The following is a 17,435-nucleotide window of genomic DNA, read 5'->3' as shown; positions in this document are numbered from 1 at the left end:
CCATCCCGCCGCCACACCCCCCATATTGCCGCCATGGCGACGTCTCCCGAGAAACCCAAGAAAACCGCCCCCAAGAAAGACCCCGCGCGCCCCACCCGCGCCAAGGCGTCGAAGCCCGAGCTGGCGCCGCTTGCGCCGCATCTGGCGCAATTGCTCAATCCGGCGCTGGCGCCCGGCTTCAGCGATATGGGGCAGGCGGCCTATGACGCGGATGGCGCGCCGGTCGACGACGAAGAGGTCCAGAAGTGGTTTCTGGGGCCCCAGCCGCCGTCCGGCGGGGGCGTGCAGGCCACCTCGGACTCGCTGGCCGAACTGCTGCGCCTCGGCGACCCCAATCTGCGCGGCGCCAAGCCCTGGGTTCCGCACCGCCCCGAGCGGCCGGCGAAATCCGAGGGCGGCGTCAAATTCGAGCTCGTCTCCGAATATACGCCCAAGGGCGACCAGCCGGCGGCCATCGACGAGTTGGTGAAGGGCATTCAAGCCAATGAGCGCGATCAGGTGCTGCTCGGCGTCACCGGCTCGGGCAAGACCTTCACCATGGCCAGCGTCATCTCCGCGACGCAGCGCCCGGCGCTGATCCTTGCGCCCAACAAGACGCTGGCGGCGCAGCTATATGGCGAGTTCAAGAGCTTCTTTCCGAACAACGCCGTCGAATATTTCGTCTCTTATTACGACTACTATCAGCCCGAAGCCTATGTGCCGCGCTCCGACACTTACATCGAGAAAGAGTCGAGCGTGAACGAGCAGATCGACCGCATGCGCCACGCCGCGACGCGCGCGCTGTTGGAGCGCGACGACGTCATCATCGTCGCCTCGGTTTCCTGCATTTACGGCATCGGCTCGGTCGAGACCTATACGGCCATGACCTTCTCGGTGCAGCTCGGCGAGAAGCTGGAGCCGAAGCAATTGGTGACGGATCTCGTGGCGCTACACTATCGCCGCGTGCAGGCGGATTTCACGCGCGGCACGTTCCGCGTGCGCGGCGATACGATCGATATTTTCCCGGCCCACTATGAGGATCGCGCCTGGCGCATTTCCTTCTTCGGCGACGAGGTGGAGTCGATCTCCGAATTCGATCCGCTCACCGGCAAGAAGACGGTCGATCTCGAATTCGTGAAGGTCTACGCCAATTCGCACTATGTCACGCCGCGCCCGACGCTGCTGCAATCGATCAAGGCGATCAAGGACGAGCTGAAGCACCGTCTCGACGAGCTGAATCGTTCGGGCCGTTTGCTGGAGGCGCAAAGGCTGGAGCAGCGCACGCGCTTCGATCTCGAAATGATGGAGGCGACGGGCGCCTGCGCCGGCATCGAGAATTATTCGCGCTATCTCACCGGCCGCAAGCCCGGCGAGCCGCCGCCGACGCTGTTCGAATATCTGCCGGACAATGCGCTGGTGTTCGCCGACGAAAGTCACGTCAGCGTGCCGCAGATCGGCGCGATGTACAAAGGCGACTTCCGCCGCAAGGCGACGCTCGCCGAGTATGGCTTCCGGCTGCCGTCCTGCATGGACAATCGGCCGCTGCGCTTCGAGGAATGGGACGCGATGCGGCCGCAGACGGTGAGCGTTTCGGCGACGCCCGGCAATTGGGAGCTGGAGCAGACCGGCGGCGTCTTCGTCGAGCAGGTCATCCGGCCGACGGGCCTCATCGATCCGCCGGTGGAGATACGTTCGGCGCGCACGCAGGTCGACGACCTTCTCGACGAGGTGCGCGCCACCAGCGACATCGGCTACCGCACGCTCGTCACCGTGCTGACCAAACGCATGGCCGAGGACCTCACCGAATATCTGCACGAGAGCGGCGTGCGCGTGCGCTACATGCACAGCGACATCGACACGCTGGAGCGCATCGAGATCATCCGCGACCTGCGCCTGGGCGCCTTCGACGTGCTGGTGGGCATCAACCTGTTGCGCGAGGGTCTCGATATTCCCGAATGCGGCCTCGTCGCGATCCTCGACGCGGATAAGGAAGGCTTCCTGCGCAGCGAGACCTCGCTGGTGCAGACCATCGGCCGCGCCGCGCGCAATGTCGATGGCCGTGTGATTCTCTACGCCGATCACATCACCGGCTCGATGAAGCGCGCGATGGACGAGACCGATCGGCGCCGCGCCAAGCAGGTGGCCTATAACCTCGAAAACAACATCACGCCCGCCTCGATCAAGCGCGGCATCGCCGACATTCTCGGCAGCGTCGCCGAACAGGATCACGTCACTGTCGATACGGGTTATGACATCGCGCCCGGCCATAATCTCGCGGCGACGATCGCAGACCTCGAAAAGCGCATGAAGGAGGCGGCGGCGGATCTCGCCTTCGAGGAGGCGGCGCGGCTGCGCGACGAGATCCAGCGGCTGCAAAAGGCCGAGCTGCTCGCCGAGGCGAGCCCGATGCTGCGAATCTCGCTCTCGCGTCAGGCGCGGGCAGGGGCGCCGCGCGATGGCGAGGGACTCGCGACCCGCGCGCGCAAACCCACCGACGCCGACATGGGCCCCCACAATTTTGGCGGCGGCGAAGCGCGGCCAGTGGGCCGCATGCCGCCGGCGCGTCCCGCCGGGCGGTCGAGCGGCGGCAAGCCCGGGACGCGGACGCTGAAGGGAAAGCCGAAGTAGGCGCAAACCCTTCTCCCGCCTGCGGGAGAAGGTGGCCCCGCAAAGCGGGGTCGGATGAGGGCGGCGCAGTAAACGGGAGAAGGATTCGTCGCCCCAACTCTCCGGTTCACAAATTCGTCTTTCTCGATTAGGGTCCGCGCCAATCCGCCGTCCGTCCCGGGCGCTGCGGCATTTTTGCTTTGCCGCGCTAACTGTCTTCTCCAGTCGGGAGGCGCCACTCAAGGAACCACATGGCCAAGGAAGAACTGCTCGAATTCCCAGGAATCGTCACCGAACTGCTGCCCAGCGCAATGTTTCGGGTGAAGCTCGAAAACGACCACGAGATTATCGCTCACACCGCCGGCAAGATGCGCAAGAATCGCATCCGCGTGCTCGAGGGCGACAAGGTGCTCGTCGAAATGACGCCCTACGACCTCACCAAGGGCCGAATCACCTATCGTTTCCGCTAATCCCTTTCCGGCGGAGCCGCTTCAAATGACAGCCGAACCCGCCGCTCCCAAGTCGAAGCTCATTCTCGCTTCGGCGTCGCCGCGCCGTCTTGCGCTCCTGCAGCAGGCGGGGCTGGAGGCCGACGCGCTTCTGCCGGCCGATATCGACGAGACGCCGCACAAGGGCGAGTCGCCCCGCGCTCTGGCGATCCGCCTCGCGAGCGAGAAGGCGGCCGCCTCGGCGAAGGTTCGGGCGGCGCATGACGACCTGAAGCAATCCTATCTCATCGCCGCCGATACGGTCGTGTCCGTGGGGCGCCGCACCCTGCCCAAGCCCGAGACGGCCGAGGAGGCGGAGGAGTGCCTGCAGCTTCTCTCGGGCCGCCAGCACCGCGTCTATACGGCGGTAAGCCTGATCACCCCGCGCGGTTTCGAGCGCAAGCGGCTGGTCGAGGCGCGACTGCGTTTCAAGCGGCTGTCCTCCATGGAGATCGACGGCTATCTCGCCTCCGGCGAATGGCGCGGCAAGGCGGGCGGCTATGCGATACAGGGCCTCGCCGGGACTTTCGTGGTGAAGCTTGTCGGCTCTTATACGGCGGTCGTCGGCCTGCCGCTTTACGAGACCGTGTCGCTGCTCGCGGGCGAAGGGTATCCGGTGCTGCAGCCCTGGTTCGCCAAGGCGTAAACCAGCCTCAATGCGCGTCGTGCGGGGGCAGCTTCAAATGCTGTTCGAGGCGGCGCACGCGCTCTTCAAGCTCCGTGATCAGCACGCCATGGCCGATCATGGAGGAATGATATTCGATCACCGAGCGACGCAAGCCTGTGATTTGCTCGCTGAGTTTCTTTTCCAGAGTCATGAGATCGGAAGCGACGTCCGCGCGCAGCGAGTGCATGTCGCTTTTTAGCTCGGCGCGGAGTTCGGCGATTTGACCTTTGGTAGCCATGTTCGCTTCAATGCCAGAGATGTCGCCCCGCATCGACGACATCTCGGCTCTCATGTCGCGCAGCAATTGCAGCACGAGATTTTCCGGTTCGCCGCTCATTTGATTTCCTGCTGGAATGGCCTCGACGAGCGCCGATCCTAGCGCGGCCATGGGCGGCTGTCATTCCGCTATCCGACATACCGCCGGGCGAAGCGCCGTCCTAGCCGGGTCAGCACCTCATAGCCAATCGTTCCGGCCCGAGCGGCCAGCTCCTCGACCTTGATCGTCTCGCCCAGCAACTCGACCCATTCCCCGCGCCGCGCGGCCTCCTCGGGCGCATCGGTCACATCGAGCACGACGTAATCCATCGACACGCGGCCGACAAAGGGGCAGCGCGCGCCGCCGACGATCGCCTCGCCTGCCGGCTTCCCGGGCGTGGCCGTGGCCGCGACGGGCAGCCCGTCCGCATATCCGACGCCGACGGTCGCAATGCGGGAGGGGCGGGGGGCCGCCCATATGCCGTCATAGCCGACGGTCTCGCCCGCGGCGAGGTCGCGCGCCGAGATGATGCGCCCGCAAAGCCGCGCCACAGGCTTCATTGGGTTCTCCGCGCCGGGCGTCGGATTGCCGCCATAGAGCCCATAGCCGGGCCGCACCAGATCGAAATGCGGCCGCTGCGGCAGGAAGACGCCGGACGTATTGGCGAGCGAGGCCTGAACGCCGGGGAAATGCGCGCGGACGGCGAGGAAATCGCCGATCTGCCGGTCGTTGATTGGCGAAGTTGGGAGCTGCGCGCTGACGAAATGGCTCATCACCAGCGTCGGCGCGATCGCCTGGACGCGCAACGCGATCACGCCGGCGTCTTGCGGCGCGAAGCCCAGCCGGTTCATGCCGGTGTCGAAATGGAGCGCCGCCTCCAGCTTGCGGCCAAGAGTGACGCCGGCCGCCGCCCATTCCTCCAACTCCGCAAAAGAGCCGATCGCCGGCCGCAGCCCTGCCGCGGCGAGGCGCGGCGCGCAGCCCGGCGCGACGCCGTCGAGCACATAGATGGTCGCGTCCGGCGCCAGCGCCCGCGCCGCCTCGCCTTCGATCAGATTGGCGACGAAAAAGGTCCGGCACCCGGCGCCGGCGAGGGCACGCAGCGCCGCCGCCTGGCCGAGGCCATAGCCGTCAGCCTTGATGACGGCCCCGCATTCGGCCGCTCCAGCCATTGAAGCAAGCTTGCGCCAGTTCGCGACCAAGGCCGAAAGATCGACGGTCAAAACCCCGCTTTCCACCGGCTCCGACGGATCGGCGCAGGCCAGCAGGCGTTCGGTGGGCGAAATGATTCCCATGGAGGGCTAGTCTATCTCAGGAAAGAGGGCGTTGGCATGGCGCATGGACGCGTCGGCGCGGAAATAACGGCGTTGGCGCCCGCGAGCCTAGGCCGTGAGAACGAAATCAACTCCTAATTGACGTGAGCCAAGGCGCCATTAATCTTTACCAACATTCGGATCGAGGCGGCTCGCTTCCTCATGGTCCGCCGCGGCGCGTGGCTGGTCGCCCAGGGCCTTGTATGTCTTGCTGCGCTTTTCATACATGCGCGCGACGTGTTCCCGGAACATTTTGGATTGATCTATCTTTTCATAATGCTCACGCGCCAGCCGAATCGCTCTCGTGTAGTCGGCTACAGCCTCCCTAAGGTCGCCAACGCTTTCGTAGAAGCCGCCGTGAAACCAATAAAGTGCGGAAAGGTACCGATTTCGATTTTTGTTATCTTTATATTCGTCTTCGGCTAGGCGAATGGCCGTCGTGTAATCGGCAATCGCCCGGCGATAATCGCCTGTCCGGTTAAACGTCAGGCCGCGCATCGTGTAGTTTGAAATATCTTTAGGATCAAGCCGGATCGCCTCATTATGGTCGGCGATGGCCCTGTCATAAACTCCTATGAGACTATAACAGGTGCCACGGGTCTTATAGATCGAAGCGCTCCCTCTGCCGCGGTCGATGAGACGCGAGCAGGCTGCAATGCCTTGCCTCTCGTCTTTCGAGCGTTTGCAGAGCTCCTCGTCGCGATCGGTGGCATGCGCCATGGAAGTCAGCCACGCGGACAGACTGATCGCCACAACAGAAATCAAATGACGCATCGATTTTCTCCCAGCTCTCGGTTATGGGGGATCGCCTTGAGCGATTGCCGCAATTTTCCAGTTTTTTCTACATCTGCCGCGTATTCTTCCTTGCTGCGTGAAAATGTGGACCAATCGGCCTAAGCTCGGCCGCCCGATTCCACGCCAGTTGAAAGCAGGCTAAGCTCGCGCGAACGCGCCGGCGTTCTTCTCCAAATAGCGATGTGCGAGGCAATCTTATGAGCGACGGCGCCATACCATTCGGCCGGCTGCGTCTTATTCCGTCGAGCGTCTGGGCGTTGGGAGTCGTCTCTTTGCTCATGGATTTCTCGTCCGAGATGATCCATGCGCTTCTGCCGATCTATCTGGTGGGGACGATGGGCGCCACGATGGCCCAGGTCGGCGCCATAGAGGGGGTGGCCGAAGCGACGGCCTCGGTCGTCAAGATTTTTTCGGGCGCCGTGTCCGACTGGTTCGCGAGCCGCAAGCTGCTCGCCATTCTGGGCTATGGTCTCGCGGCGGCGACAAAGCCGCTGTTTCCGCTGGCTCCCAATGTCGACTGGGTGATGGCGGCGCGTTTCATCGATCGCGTGGGGAAAGGAATTCGCGGCGCGCCGCGCGACGCGCTCGTCGCCGACGTCACGCCGGCGGAACTGCGCGGCGCGGCCTTTGGCCTGCGCCAGTCGCTCGACACGGTCGGCGCCTTTCTGGGGCCCGCCGTCGCGGTGTTGGTCATGTGGGCGACGCTCGACGACATCCGCGCCGTCTTCTGGGTGGCCTGCATTCCCGCCATTCTCGCCGTGGCTGTCCTCGCCTTCGGGGTCAGCGAACCAGCCGAGACGCGTCCCCAGCGCCCGGCGCGCTTTCCGCTTCATTGGAGCGAGATTCGGGGCTTGAGCGGGCGTTTCTGGCTGGTGGTCGCGATTGCCTCCATCTTCAGTCTGGCGCGCTTTTCGGAAGCCTTTCTGATTCTCAAGGCGCAGGCGGTCGGCCTGCCGGAGGCTTTGGCCCCGCTGGTGCTGGTTGCAATGAATGTCGTCTATGCCGGCGCGTCCTATCCCGTCGGCGCCTTTTCCGATCGCGGCGACCGGATCACGCCGCTTGCTGCCGGTCTCGTCATGCTGATCGGCGCCGACGCCGCTTTGGCTTACGCCGAACATCTCCCGCTCGTCTGGGTCGGCGTCGTCCTCTGGGGTCTGCATATGGGCCTGACTCAGGGGCTTTTCGCCGCTCTGGTCGCCGATACGGCTCCCGCCGCGCTCCGGGGCACGGCCTTCGGCGTTTTCAATCTCACCGGCGGTCTTGCGCTTCTCGTCGCGAGCCTACTCGCCGGCAGGCTCTGGGACGTTTACGGACCCTGGGCCGCCTTTGCGGCCGGCGGCGGGGCCGCGCTGCTGTCGCTCGGCGTTCTTCTGATTGCGTCCAGATCGCTTTCGGCTCCGGCCGAATAGCGACCCGAACCGAGCCAGTGCGCGAGAGCGCAGCCGGCGCCGCGACAAAAGCTCCTGTGGATACAGGCTTGTGTCTTTATTGCGACACAATCCGGCGTCTTTGCGCCATTGAGCCGGTTGCGGCGCCGCACCAATTGAATTATCCATCCATAAGCGTCTTCGGAACCATTTCGAACTGACGCGCGAGAGGGATACGCATGGCAAACGCCTCAACGGACGAGCGCGCCGCAACGCGCCCGTTGTCGCCGCATCTGACGGTCTTCAAGCCCTGGCTCACAATGGCGATGTCGATCGCCCATCGCATCACCGGAGCGGGGCTTTATGTCGGCATGGCGCTGATGGCGCTCTTTCTGCTCGGCGCGGGCTTTGGCGGCTGGCTTCATGCGCTCACCGGCTGGCTTGCCTCGGGCTTCATCGGCGGGCCGATCGTCTTCCTCATCACCTGGGCGATTTTCCACCATCTGCTCGGCGGCGTCCGTCACGCGCTTTGGGATCGTGGTCTTTACATGGACCCGCAGGGCCGCGAGCTTCTGGCGCAGGCCTCCCTCTATGGCGGCGTCGGCCTGACCGTGCTGCTCTGGATCATCAAGTCTCTCGCCGGCTAACGGAGGCCTCGAATGTCGGTTCCGACTCACTTCACGAGCGGGCGGAGCGGCCAGGGCGCCGCTTATGTCTCGGATCACGAGGGCTCGACGCACGCCCGCTTCATGCGCCTTTCGGCTTATGCGCTGGCGCCGCTGGGCGTGCTTTCGGCCTGGTGGTTGGCCGGCCTTGTCGGCGAGACGCCCGAGGGCGTGCGCGCCGAGATCGGCCATCCCTTCCCGGCGATCGTGCTCATTCTCTTCGGGGTCATCGGCATGATCCACGCCCGCCAGGGCGCCACGGAGATCATCGAGGATTATGTCCACGACCCGGCGCTGAAAGAGCAGGCGCTCTACTGGAACCGGATCGCGTCGATCGCGATCGCCGGCGTCTGGACCCTCGGGATCATGCTGATCGCCGCGCCGAGATAAGAGTAGCGCGCAAGAAAAGCCGCTGGAAAGACATTCAACAAAGGCTTCGATAATGGTTGCGAATGGCGCTGCTTCATCCGTAACGGTCGGCGGACGTGCCTATCCGATCGTCGACCACACTTTCGACGTGGTGGTCGTCGGCGCCGGCGGCGCCGGGCTGCGCGCCGTCGTCGGCTGCGCCAAGGCGGGGCTCAATGTCGCCTGCGTGACCAAGGTCTTCCCGACCCGTTCGCATACGGTCGCGGCCCAGGGCGGCGTCGCCGCCGCGCTCGGCAATATGGGGCCGGACGACTGGAAATGGCACATGTACGATACCGTCAAGGGCTCCGACTGGCTCGGAGACCAGGACGCGATCGAATATCTGTGCCGCAACGCCCCTCAGGCGGTCTATGAGCTCGAGCATTGGGGCGTGCCCTTCTCGCGCACGGCCGAGGGCACGATTTATCAGCGCCCCTTCGGCGGCATGACGACCGATTACGGCAGGGGGCCGCCCGCCCAGCGCACCTGCGCCGCCGCCGACCGCACCGGCCACGCCATGCTCCATACGATGTATGGGCAGGCGCTGAAGCATGAGACGCAGTTCTTCGTCGAATATTTCGCCATCGACCTGATCATGGATCAGCAAGGCGCCTGCCGCGGCATCGTGTGCCTCAAGCTCGACGACGGCACGATTCACCGGTTCCGCTCGGCGCTGACCGTGCTCGCCACCGGCGGCTACGGGCGCGTCTATCTTTCCGCCACCTCGGCCCATACCTGCACAGGCGACGGCAACGGCATGGTGTTGCGCGCCGGCCTGCCGCTGCAGGATATGGAATTCGTGCAGTTCCACCCGACCGGCATCTATGGCGCGGGTTGCCTCATCACCGAGGGCGCGCGCGGCGAGGGCGGCTATCTGACCAATAGCGAAGGCGAGCGCTTCATGGAGCGTTACGCGCCTTCCGTCAAAGACCTCGCGCCGCGCGACATGGTTTCGCGCGCGATCACCATGGAGGTGCGCGAGGGCAGGGGCGTCGGCAAGCACAAGGACCACGCTTACCTCCATCTCGAGCATCTCGATCCGGCGATCCTGCATGAGCGCCTGCCGGGCATTTCCGAAAGTTCGAAGATTTTCGCCGGCGTCGACGTGACGCGCCAGCCGATCCCGATCATCCCGACCGCGCATTACAATATGGGCGGCATCCCGACGAATTATCACGGCGAAGTGCTGCGCAAGCTGGACGGCAACCCCGACTCTGTCGTGCCCGGCCTGATGGCGATCGGCGAGGCGGCCTGCGTCTCCGTGCACGGCGCCAATCGCTTGGGCTCCAATTCGCTGATCGACCTGGTGGTCTTCGGCCGCGCGGCGGGCCTGCGCGCCGCCGAGGTCGTGAAGCCCGGTCAGTCGCAGCCAGAGCTGCCGGCCGATTCGGCGGAGCTGCCGCTCTCGCGCCTCGATTTCTTCCGCAACGCCAATGGCGCGATCGCGACGGCCGATCTGCGCGACAAGATGCAGCGGACCATGCAGTCGCATTGCGCCGTCTATCGCACGGGCGAGGTGCTGGCCGAGGGCGTCGCGGGCGTGCAGGAAGTCTGGCGGGAAGCCGCCGAGGTGAAGGTTTCCGACCGCTCGCTGATCTGGAATTCCGACCTCGTCGAGACGCTGGAGTTCGACAATCTCATCGCGCAGGCCGCGGTGACGATCGAATCCGCCGCCAACCGCAAGGAATCGCGCGGCGCCCATGCGCGTGAGGACTTCCCGAATCGCGACGACGCGAATTGGATGAAGCACACGCTGGCGTCGATCGACCGCGAGAAGAAGACGGTCTCGATCGACTATCGCCCGGTGCATAGTTACACGATGACGGACGAGGTGGCTTATATCGAGCCGAAGGCGCGGGTGTATTAAATGGGCGCTTCACCAGTCGCCTTGTAGGGACCGGACCGATGACAACTGCAGCCGCGCGACGGAAGCCGACCATTGGCCACAACAGACCGGGGCGACCGCCTGTGACTTACGCAATCGCTTTCGATCTCGATACGGATACGCTGCAGCAGCTTTATCCGTCGCCCTCATGGAACAACGCTTACGCGGACATTCGTCGTTTTCTGGAGGAAAACGGCTTCGACCATAAGCAGGGGTCGGTCTATTTCGGCGACGATTCGATAGACGCGGTTACCTGCGTCGTCGTCGCGCAGAAGCTCGCCGACGCGTTCGATTGGTTCCAGCCGTCCGTGCAGGACATCCGCATGCTGCGTATCGAAGACAACAACGATCTTTTGCCGGCGCTGACGCTTCGCGACAGGCGCGGATCGGCGAAGAAGGGCAAGTGAAATGGTCGAATTCACCCTTCCCAAGAACTCCGTCGTCGCCGAGGGCAAGGTCTGGCCGAAGCCGGAAGGCGCCGCCAATCTGCGCGAATATCGGATCTATCGCTACAATCCGGACGCCGACGCCAATCCGCGCATCGACACCTTCTTCGTCGATACGGGCGATTGCGGGCCGATGGTGCTCGACGGCATCATCTGGATCAAGAATAAGGTCGATCCGACGCTGACCTTCCGCCGCTCCTGCCGCGAGGGCATTTGCGGCTCCTGCTCGATGAACATCGACGGGGTCAATACGCTCGCCTGCACCAAGGGCATGGACGAGATCGAGGGGCCCATCAAGCTCTACCCGCTGCCGCATATGGGCGTGGTGAAGGACCTCGTGCCCGACCTCACCATCTTCTACGAGCAGCACGCGGCCATCGAGCCCTGGCTCCACGCCGGCGCCAATCCCGAAAAGGAACGGCTGCAGTCGCCGCAGGATCGCGCCAAGCTCGACGGTCTCTACGAGTGCATCCTTTGCGCCTGCTGCTCGACCGCTTGTCCGAGCTATTGGTGGAACTCCGACCGCTTCCTCGGCCCGGCCGCGCTGCTGCAGGCGCATCGCTGGGTGCAGGACTCGCGCGACGAGGCGACGCAGGAGCGTCTCGGCTATGTCGACGACACCTTCCGCCTCTATCGCTGCCATACGATCATGAACTGCACCAAGGTCTGCCCGAAGGGCCTCTCGCCCGCCAAGGCGATCGCGGAGCTGAAAAATCTGGCGATCGCCCGGCAGGAGGCGTGACGCCGCTTCCGGGAGCGACTGTCACGGACCGCGAGCCTTCAGGCTCGCTTTGTCGCGGCGCGCCCGAAGGCTCGCTTGGGAGCTGCGCGCCTGAAGGCGCGCGGTCCAGCGGGGCGCCTTGATCCCGCCGCCGTGCGGCGCTAGGACGTCCCGTTCAATTTCGGAGACAGTGCCATGCGTCTTTGCGCGCGTCGTTTCAGCGGTTCTCTCCTTGTCGCAGCCTTTGTGATCGGCGCCGGCGCGGCCGCCGCCCAGGAGCTGCAGCTCGATCCCAAGGCGTTCGATCCTAAGGCGCTCGACACCAGCGGCGCCTCTTCGGTGCAGACCAAGCGCGCCAAGGGCAGGAAAGGCGCGGACGCCAACGCCCAGCAGACGACGCCCGGGAAGCCGCAGGCGACGCCGAATGGTCCGAACCGCCAGTTCGGCGAGCTGGAAGGCTGGTCTCCCGGGAAGGCCCCGCCCAAACCCAAAGACAAGGACGACAGCGCCCCTTCGGGATCAAAACCGCCAGTCTCCGTGACCCCCAGCGGAAACATGGGAACAGGCTTCACCTTCTAGCGCGCTTTCGAGATCCGCTTGATTGGTTTGGCGTCATTCCCGACGCTTCGCGCCCGCGAAGCGATCGGGAATTGGAATGACGAGCCCCAAAGCGAGCGGTTCAAACGGAAACGGTACGAGACGCCGGCTATGCCGGCTGGAGAAAGTTCATGGCTTATAAGGTCGCTATCGTCGGCGCCACAGGCAATGTGGGCCGCGAGATGCTGGATATTTTGGCCGAGCGCCGCTTCCCCGTGTCGGAAGTCGTGCCGCTCGCCTCTTCGCGCTCGATTGGCGTGGAAGTCTCCTTCGGCGACAAGACGCTCAAATGCCGCCATCTCGACACCTATGATTTCTCCGACACCGACATTTGCCTGATGTCCGCCGGCGGCAGCGTGTCGACGCAATGGTCGCCGAAGATCGGCGCGCAGGGCTGCGTGGTCATCGACAATTCCTCCGCCTGGCGCATGGACCCGGACGTGCCGCTGATCGTGCCGGAAGTGAACGCCGACGCGGCGGCGGGCTTCAGGAAGAAGAACATCATCGCCAATCCGAACTGTTCCACCGCGCAGCTCGTCGTGGCGCTGAAGCCGCTGCACGACAAGGCGAAGATCACGCGCGTCGTGGTGTCGACCTATCAGTCGGTCTCCGGCGCCGGCAAGGACGCGATGGACGAGCTCTTCGCCCAGACGCGCTCGGTCTTCGTCTCGGACCCGGTCGAAGCGAAGAAGTTTCCCAAGCGCATCGCCTTCAACCTCATTCCGCAGATCGACTCCTTCATGGAGGACGGCTTCACCAAGGAAGAGTGGAAGATGGTCGCGGAGACGAAGAAAATCCTCGACCCCAAGATCAAGCTCGTCGCCACCTGCGTGCGCGTGCCAGTCTTCATCTCGCATTCGGAAGCGGTGAACATCGAATTCGAGAACCCGATCTCGGCCGACGAGGCGCGCGACATCCTGCGCGAGGCGCCGGGCGTGCTCGTGATCGATAAGCGCGAGCCCGGCGGCTACATCACGCCGCATGAGGCGGCGGGCGAGGATGCGACTTATATCTCGCGCATCCGCGAGGACCCGACCGTGGACAACGGCCTGGTGCTGTGGTGCGTCAGCGACAATCTGCGCAAAGGCGCGGCCCTCAACGCCGTGCAGATCGCGGAAGTGCTGATGAACCGCAAGCTCCTGACGCCGAAGAAGGCGGCGGCGTAAGCGGCCGATCCGGCCCGGGTTGATGGTGACAAAGCTCCGAGGCGGCCTCGTCCTTCGAGACGCGAGCTTCGCTCGCTCCTCAGGATGAGGCCTAAGCGTTTGATGCAGAAGCCCCTCATGCGGAGGAGCCTGCGCAGCAGGCGTCTGGAAGCACGAGGGGCGTCAACGCCAGTTTATCAATAGTCTGAGCCCCGGAGCTAATCCCCGCCGTCATTGCGAGGAGCAAAGCGACGAAGCAATCCAGAGCCGCATCGCCGCCCTGGATTGCTTCGCTTCGCTCGCAATGACGGGCTCTGGGCAAAACCGGCGCTGTTGCGGCTCTCGATTCCCGGTCTGGCTTTCAGCCCGCCTTATGGCGCGGCAGCCTGTCTATATCCGGATTGACGTCTCGCCCGGCGAAGGCGCGCGAATCGCCGGCGAGACCCTCGATGGAGGTAAATGCCTGTGATTACGGGTACAGACAGGAGATCGGCAATCCAGCCGGACGTCTCCGTCTGTTCACGAGCGCCCGCCCGGCCACGACATCGGCGCGCAGACTCGCGCCGGGCAGTCCCGCAAAGGCCGGTTATTTGTTGATCTTGAAAAGCGCCGCGTCCGGCGTCTTGGTCTGGTCGATGTTGAAAAGGGTGATCAGCGTCTCGTAGCCCTGCGGGTCCTTCACCTGCCATTGCTTCAGCTTGAAGGTCTTGGGGTCGAAGATGAGCTTGAGATGCGAGGTGCCCCCGAAGGTCGCCTTGTCCTCGATGAAGATCGTCACCCCGGAATCGTCGGTCTGGACGTCTTGCACGGTGACGTCCTTCTCCAGGTCGATCTTCTCCTTCATCAGGAATTTGAGCGGCGTCTGATTGATGAAATAGAGGTCCTGCGTATTGAGCTTGCGATCGCGCACGGCGACCTGGGCGCCGTCGGCGACGACCTCCATAGTGGCGGGCTGGGCGTATTCGAAGCGCACGCGGCCGGCGCGCTGCACATGCAGCTTGCCCTCGGAGCGCTTGCCGTCGGCGCCGATCTGGACGAAGTCGGCGGTCATCACCGGCGAGGCGTTGAAGAAGGCGTCGGCGCGTTTGATCGCCTCTTCGCGGCTGAGCGGCTTCGGCGGCTCGGCCGGGGCGGCGGGGTTGGTGAGCTGCACGGGCTCGCTGGGCTTGGCGGCCTCGGCGGCCGGCGGCTTGGCGGGGGTCTTCTTGTCCTTGGCGGCGGGTTTGGCGTCCGCCGGCTTTGCGTCTGCCGGCTTTGCGTCTGCGGGCTTGGCTTCCGCATGTTTGGCGGCGGCGTTCGCATGCGCCTTCTTGGCGTCCTCGGCGTGAGCCGGCGCGACGAGCGCCAGGATAAGGGCGAAAGCGGCGAGGGGGAGGTGCTTCACGGCGCGAATCCAATTCGAAGGGGCGATCCCGGCGTCTTGGTAACATAAGTTGGCGGAATTGGGGGCGGCGCGCCGCTGTCGGAAAGAACATCCGGCGCAACAATTCTCGATCGACTAGGAGGAAGGTTAGCCTCGTAGAGACCCCCCGGGGAATTTGTCCGATTTATCCTGAACCCCGCAGGTCGCCCGGCCGGTGGCGATCAGACCAGCAATGCGAGGCGTGAAGCCCTCGAACGCGCCAATTGCCGAGCAAGCAACCGCGACAGAAAACGCCTGACGCGCGCGGATTTGCGGCGCGGGATCAGGCGCAATCTCTCCGCGCCCCAAAGCGCCGCACAGGGCATTCTCAAAGGCGCTGGAAAGGCGGTCAAAGAATGCTCCTATCTCCACCGCTATGTCGGGCTCGTCCGCGATCCGGTGAGCAGAGGTTCTCACGACGAGGCAACCAGACCAACCAGGCTGCCGGGCGGCATTTTCGAACTTGCTCCAAAACTCTGAAAGTTGAGCCAGACCCGCATCCTCACTCTCGAGGTCTTGCAGAAGCTGGCTGCTGACCATCTGGCCGTAGCTCTTCAGCGCAGCGACGAAGAGCGTCTGCTTATCTGGCCAAAGCGCGTAAAGCCCCTTGCGGCTCGCGCTGATCTCGCTGACGAGCATATCCAACGACACGGCGTCGTAACCGTGCCGCCAGAAAAGAGTCATCGCGGTTCGCACTGCTGCGTCAGGGTCGAACCCTCTCGGCCTTCCCATCGTCCTCGCTTCCCAATTGCGCCAAGCTCATTGACAGAGAATGCGTATTCTCTTATTCGTCGCAATAAGAGACTATCACGTCTCTTATGAAGAGGGAGCGCAATTTTGAAAACTTTGAAGATCGAGCGCGACATTGCGGCGGACGCTGGCGCAATCTGGGCGTTGCTAAAGGATTTCCAGCATATCGACGCTTTCAATCCCAATTTGTCGCGCTCGTCGCATATTGGCGGCGCGCCCCTCGAAGGGGTTGGCGCCGAACGGCGCTGCGATCTCGCGGACGGGCGCAATTGGATCGAGGAACGCGTTATCGATTGGCGTCCTGGGGAAAGCTACACGGTCGAGATTTACGCGGGCACGATGCCGATCAAGGATGTTCAGACGACGCTTGCGGTATTTCCGAACGGGGCGGGATCGCGCGCCATGATGCAGATCGTCTATACGCCGAAGTTCGGACCGATCGGCCGAATTCTCGACGCCCTGCTGCTGCGTCGGAAAATGACAGGGTTGATGCATAAAGTGCTCGAGGGACTCGCGCATAAATCCCTCCAAATCTGAAGGAGATGGGTTGCGCGATTTCCTATCGCCCGCATGATTCCCTGCGATCGGAACGCGCGCAAAGCGTTGCAAGGAGCGGCCCATGAACCTTTTGATCGAGGAAGACGCGACTGTCTCGGACGCAGTGCTCAAAGCCATCGCCCACATACCGACGCGCAGCCTGTTGGCGATCGTCGCGCAAGGTTTCTTCGAGAAGCTCGGCGACCGCGATTTCATGCGCATCGCTGCCTGGCTTGCGCAAAAGAGCTTTGACGAGGGCGGCTGTCCGATCGGCGCGCTCATCGTCGACAATGCGACGCAGCAGATACTCGGCAAGGGCCATAATACGCTCGTGCAAGGGAACGACCCTTACAACCATGGGGAAACCGCCGCCATCAGAGACGCCGGTCGACGCGATTTCAGCCAGACGACCATCTACACATCGCTCAGCCCTTGCGACGTCTGCGCTGCGCTTCTCCACATGCGGCAGTTCGATCGCGTGGTCGTCGGCGACGTTACGAACGCCAAGGGAAACGAGGAGCTGCTCCGCGCGAAAGGCGTGAGGGTCGACATTCTGGAAGATTCAATGGCCGTTGCGCTTTACGCGAAATACCGGCGAGAGCGCCCCGATCTCGATATGGAAGACTGGAAAGGGGTTGCCGCAGTTCGGAAATGCAAGGAAGGCGGTAGTGAGGCGGAGCGGAGCTGATCGGTTGTCACTTCTCCTACCTAAATGGATCGATGATCCGCACGCCTTCTACGACTTGTCCGTGCGACATATCTTCGGAATAAAGCTCGCCGCATCCTTGGGCGATCGCGGCGGCAATGATCGCCGCGTCCCAGTAAGAAAAGCCGTAGCGCGCCTTGATGCTGAGAGCGGCAATCAATATCTCGGACGTAACGTCTTGCACGCGAAAGCGCATCCATGTGCGCACCAGGCCCGCTGCAATGTGGTGCGGGAGCGGATCTGCACGGGAGGGGCGTGTGGCTTGGACGTAAAATTCTTGCAGCACTTGGACGGACTAGCGCCAGTCATCCCGGTCGAGCAACGCTATTGCACGCTCGCGCTTGGCGTTTTCGGCTGGGTCACGGCTGATCGAGTAGAGCAGGATATTGGTGTCGAGAAAGCCGGCGACGCTATCTGTCACTTGCCGCGTCTCGCATGGATGTCGTCGCGTGAGAGGCGGTCGGCCGCGCGGAAGGTCGAAATCTGGGCGCGAAGCTCTTTCTCCTCGCGCTTTAGTTGTTCGAATTCGGTTTCGGACGCGGCGAAGTCGATCAGGAACCGCCGGACAACGGCGGAAACCGATGTGTCTTCCGCAGCAGCTTTGATGCGAGCGCGGCGATAGGTGTCATCGTCCACGGTTACTGTGATGTTTTTCATGGACTCACAGTAATCCCGGTCGCTGCCTTTATCAACGACAGGAA

Annotated in this window: 21 protein-coding genes; 13 read left to right on the top strand and 8 right to left on the bottom strand. The window is 63.6% G+C overall.

The genetic code is table 11. The features are described 5' to 3' along the window. Nucleotides 1-33 precede the first annotated feature (33 nt). The 3 genes from uvrB (at nt 34) to QMG84_RS11070 (ending at nt 3,720) form a co-directional block, all read left to right on the top strand. Nucleotides 34-2,607: an excinuclease ABC subunit UvrB gene (gene uvrB / locus QMG84_RS11080; protein WP_281927909.1), complete on the top strand. Its 2,574-nt coding sequence runs from the start codon at nt 34-36 to the stop codon at nt 2,605-2,607. A gap of 230 nt (nt 2,608-2,837) precedes the next feature. After that, nucleotides 2,838-3,056 (top strand): translation initiation factor IF-1, encoded by a 219-nt coding sequence (gene infA, locus QMG84_RS11075; RefSeq protein ID WP_016920926.1) that lies wholly within the window; start codon nt 2,838-2,840, stop codon nt 3,054-3,056. A 25-nt stretch (nt 3,057-3,081) separates the two neighbouring features. Further along, on the top strand, nt 3,082-3,720 hold the full coding sequence (locus tag QMG84_RS11070; protein WP_165050130.1) for a Maf-like protein: 639 nt from the start codon (nt 3,082-3,084) through the stop codon (nt 3,718-3,720). 7 nt (nt 3,721-3,727) lie between these two features. Here QMG84_RS11070 and QMG84_RS11065 read toward each other — a convergent pair whose 3' ends face one another. The 3 genes from QMG84_RS11065 to QMG84_RS11055 form a co-directional block, all read right to left on the bottom strand. Continuing rightward, a complete protein-coding gene (locus QMG84_RS11065; protein WP_350356486.1) occupies nt 3,728-4,054 on the bottom strand; it encodes a hypothetical protein in 327 nt (108 codons plus the stop codon). Nucleotides 4,055-4,146: 92 nt separating this feature from the next. Next, nucleotides 4,147-5,292: an alanine racemase gene (alr, locus tag QMG84_RS11060; protein WP_281927906.1), complete on the bottom strand. Its 1,146-nt coding sequence runs from the start codon at nt 5,290-5,292 to the stop codon at nt 4,147-4,149. Nucleotides 5,293-5,430: 138 nt separating this feature from the next. After that, entirely contained in the window at nt 5,431-6,084 is a 654-nt protein-coding gene (locus QMG84_RS11055) for a tetratricopeptide repeat protein (RefSeq protein WP_281927905.1), read from the bottom strand. Nucleotides 6,085-6,302: 218 nt separating this feature from the next. On the opposite strand from QMG84_RS11055, the gene QMG84_RS11050 reads away from it, so the two are divergent. From QMG84_RS11050 to QMG84_RS11015, 8 genes are all read left to right on the top strand, one after another. Then, a complete protein-coding gene (locus QMG84_RS11050; protein WP_281927903.1) occupies nt 6,303-7,514 on the top strand; it encodes an MFS transporter in 1,212 nt (403 codons plus the stop codon). Nucleotides 7,515-7,711: 197 nt separating this feature from the next. Then, on the top strand, nt 7,712-8,119 hold the full coding sequence (sdhC, locus tag QMG84_RS11045; RefSeq protein WP_202071914.1) for a succinate dehydrogenase, cytochrome b556 subunit: 408 nt from the start codon (nt 7,712-7,714) through the stop codon (nt 8,117-8,119). Nucleotides 8,120-8,131: 12 nt separating this feature from the next. After that, complete coding sequence (gene sdhD, locus QMG84_RS11040; protein ID WP_202071913.1) at nt 8,132-8,527, top strand: succinate dehydrogenase, hydrophobic membrane anchor protein; 396 nt, start codon at nt 8,132-8,134, stop codon at nt 8,525-8,527. A gap of 52 nt (nt 8,528-8,579) precedes the next feature. Then, complete coding sequence (gene sdhA / locus QMG84_RS11035; protein WP_281927902.1) at nt 8,580-10,412, top strand: succinate dehydrogenase flavoprotein subunit; 1,833 nt, start codon at nt 8,580-8,582, stop codon at nt 10,410-10,412. A gap of 101 nt (nt 10,413-10,513) precedes the next feature. Further along, entirely contained in the window at nt 10,514-10,837 is a 324-nt protein-coding gene (locus QMG84_RS11030) for a virulence factor (RefSeq protein ID WP_281927901.1), read from the top strand. Between the two features lies 1 nt (nt 10,838). Continuing rightward, complete coding sequence (locus QMG84_RS11025) at nt 10,839-11,618, top strand: succinate dehydrogenase iron-sulfur subunit (RefSeq protein WP_281927900.1); 780 nt, start codon at nt 10,839-10,841, stop codon at nt 11,616-11,618. A 174-nt stretch (nt 11,619-11,792) separates the two neighbouring features. Next, entirely contained in the window at nt 11,793-12,176 is a 384-nt protein-coding gene (locus QMG84_RS11020) for a hypothetical protein (RefSeq protein ID WP_281927899.1), read from the top strand. Nucleotides 12,177-12,325: 149 nt separating this feature from the next. Beyond that, nucleotides 12,326-13,360, top strand: a complete 1,035-nt coding sequence (locus QMG84_RS11015) for an aspartate-semialdehyde dehydrogenase (protein ID WP_202071907.1) — start codon at nt 12,326-12,328, stop codon at nt 13,358-13,360. 565 nt (nt 13,361-13,925) lie between these two features. Here the strand turns inward: QMG84_RS11015 and QMG84_RS11010 are convergent. Then, on the bottom strand, nt 13,926-14,723 hold the full coding sequence (locus QMG84_RS11010) for an outer-membrane lipoprotein carrier protein LolA (RefSeq protein ID WP_202071906.1): 798 nt from the start codon (nt 14,721-14,723) through the stop codon (nt 13,926-13,928). 126 nt (nt 14,724-14,849) lie between these two features. Continuing rightward, nucleotides 14,850-15,380, bottom strand: a complete 531-nt coding sequence (locus QMG84_RS11005; RefSeq protein WP_281931982.1) for a TetR/AcrR family transcriptional regulator — start codon at nt 15,378-15,380, stop codon at nt 14,850-14,852. 198 nt (nt 15,381-15,578) lie between these two features. Here QMG84_RS11005 and QMG84_RS11000 point away from each other — a divergent pair, with 198 nt between their 5' ends. Then, nucleotides 15,579-16,028: an SRPBCC family protein gene (locus QMG84_RS11000; protein WP_281927897.1), complete on the top strand. Its 450-nt coding sequence runs from the start codon at nt 15,579-15,581 to the stop codon at nt 16,026-16,028. Between the two features lie 82 nt (nt 16,029-16,110). Continuing rightward, nucleotides 16,111-16,716, top strand: coding sequence for a nucleoside deaminase (locus QMG84_RS10995; RefSeq protein ID WP_281927896.1), 606 nt, complete (start codon nt 16,111-16,113; stop codon nt 16,714-16,716). A 16-nt stretch (nt 16,717-16,732) separates the two neighbouring features. On the opposite strand, the gene QMG84_RS10990 is transcribed toward QMG84_RS10995, so the two are convergent. From QMG84_RS10990 to QMG84_RS10980, 3 genes are read right to left on the bottom strand one after another with little or no spacing between them, the layout of a single operon-like run. Then, complete coding sequence (locus tag QMG84_RS10990) at nt 16,733-17,020, bottom strand: PIN domain-containing protein (RefSeq protein ID WP_281927894.1); 288 nt, start codon at nt 17,018-17,020, stop codon at nt 16,733-16,735. A 9-nt stretch (nt 17,021-17,029) separates the two neighbouring features. Next, complete coding sequence (locus tag QMG84_RS10985; RefSeq protein WP_281927892.1) at nt 17,030-17,155, bottom strand: PIN domain-containing protein; 126 nt, start codon at nt 17,153-17,155, stop codon at nt 17,030-17,032. Beyond that, nucleotides 17,152-17,391, bottom strand: coding sequence for a hypothetical protein (locus tag QMG84_RS10980; protein ID WP_202071901.1), 240 nt, complete (start codon nt 17,389-17,391; stop codon nt 17,152-17,154). Before QMG84_RS10980 ends, QMG84_RS10985 begins: the two co-directional genes overlap by 4 nt. Between the last annotated feature and the right edge of the window lie 44 nt (nt 17,392-17,435).

It is taken from the genome of Methylocystis iwaonis, assembly GCF_027925385.1.
GTDB classification, from domain to species: domain Bacteria; phylum Pseudomonadota; class Alphaproteobacteria; order Rhizobiales; family Beijerinckiaceae; genus Methylocystis; species Methylocystis iwaonis.
This window is presented reverse-complemented; position numbering and strand designations above follow the sequence as displayed.

What these genes read in the sequence shown, in the direction of transcription:
- uvrB (WP_281927909.1), top strand. Translation starts at nt 34, where the DNA reads ATGGCGACGTCTCCCGAGAAACCCAAGAAAACCGCCCCCAAGAAAGAC.
- infA (WP_016920926.1), top strand. Translation starts at nt 2,838, where the DNA reads ATGGCCAAGGAAGAACTGCTCGAATTCCCAGGAATCGTCACCGAACTG.
- QMG84_RS11070 (WP_165050130.1), top strand. Translation starts at nt 3,082, where the DNA reads ATGACAGCCGAACCCGCCGCTCCCAAGTCGAAGCTCATTCTCGCTTCG.
- alr (WP_281927906.1), bottom strand. Translation starts at nt 5,292, where the DNA reads ATGGGAATCATTTCGCCCACCGAACGCCTGCTGGCCTGCGCCGATCCG.
- QMG84_RS11055 (WP_281927905.1), bottom strand. Translation starts at nt 6,084, where the DNA reads ATGCGTCATTTGATTTCTGTTGTGGCGATCAGTCTGTCCGCGTGGCTG.
- QMG84_RS11050 (WP_281927903.1), top strand. Translation starts at nt 6,303, where the DNA reads ATGAGCGACGGCGCCATACCATTCGGCCGGCTGCGTCTTATTCCGTCG.
- sdhC (WP_202071914.1), top strand. Translation starts at nt 7,712, where the DNA reads ATGGCAAACGCCTCAACGGACGAGCGCGCCGCAACGCGCCCGTTGTCG.
- sdhD (WP_202071913.1), top strand. Translation starts at nt 8,132, where the DNA reads ATGTCGGTTCCGACTCACTTCACGAGCGGGCGGAGCGGCCAGGGCGCC.
- sdhA (WP_281927902.1), top strand. Translation starts at nt 8,580, where the DNA reads ATGGTTGCGAATGGCGCTGCTTCATCCGTAACGGTCGGCGGACGTGCC.
- QMG84_RS11025 (WP_281927900.1), top strand. Translation starts at nt 10,839, where the DNA reads ATGGTCGAATTCACCCTTCCCAAGAACTCCGTCGTCGCCGAGGGCAAG.
- QMG84_RS11020 (WP_281927899.1), top strand. Translation starts at nt 11,793, where the DNA reads ATGCGTCTTTGCGCGCGTCGTTTCAGCGGTTCTCTCCTTGTCGCAGCC.
- QMG84_RS11015 (WP_202071907.1), top strand. Translation starts at nt 12,326, where the DNA reads ATGGCTTATAAGGTCGCTATCGTCGGCGCCACAGGCAATGTGGGCCGC.
- QMG84_RS11005 (WP_281931982.1), bottom strand. Translation starts at nt 15,380, where the DNA reads ATGCTCGTCAGCGAGATCAGCGCGAGCCGCAAGGGGCTTTACGCGCTT.
- QMG84_RS10995 (WP_281927896.1), top strand. Translation starts at nt 16,111, where the DNA reads ATGAACCTTTTGATCGAGGAAGACGCGACTGTCTCGGACGCAGTGCTC.
- QMG84_RS10980 (WP_202071901.1), bottom strand. Translation starts at nt 17,391, where the DNA reads ATGAAAAACATCACAGTAACCGTGGACGATGACACCTATCGCCGCGCT.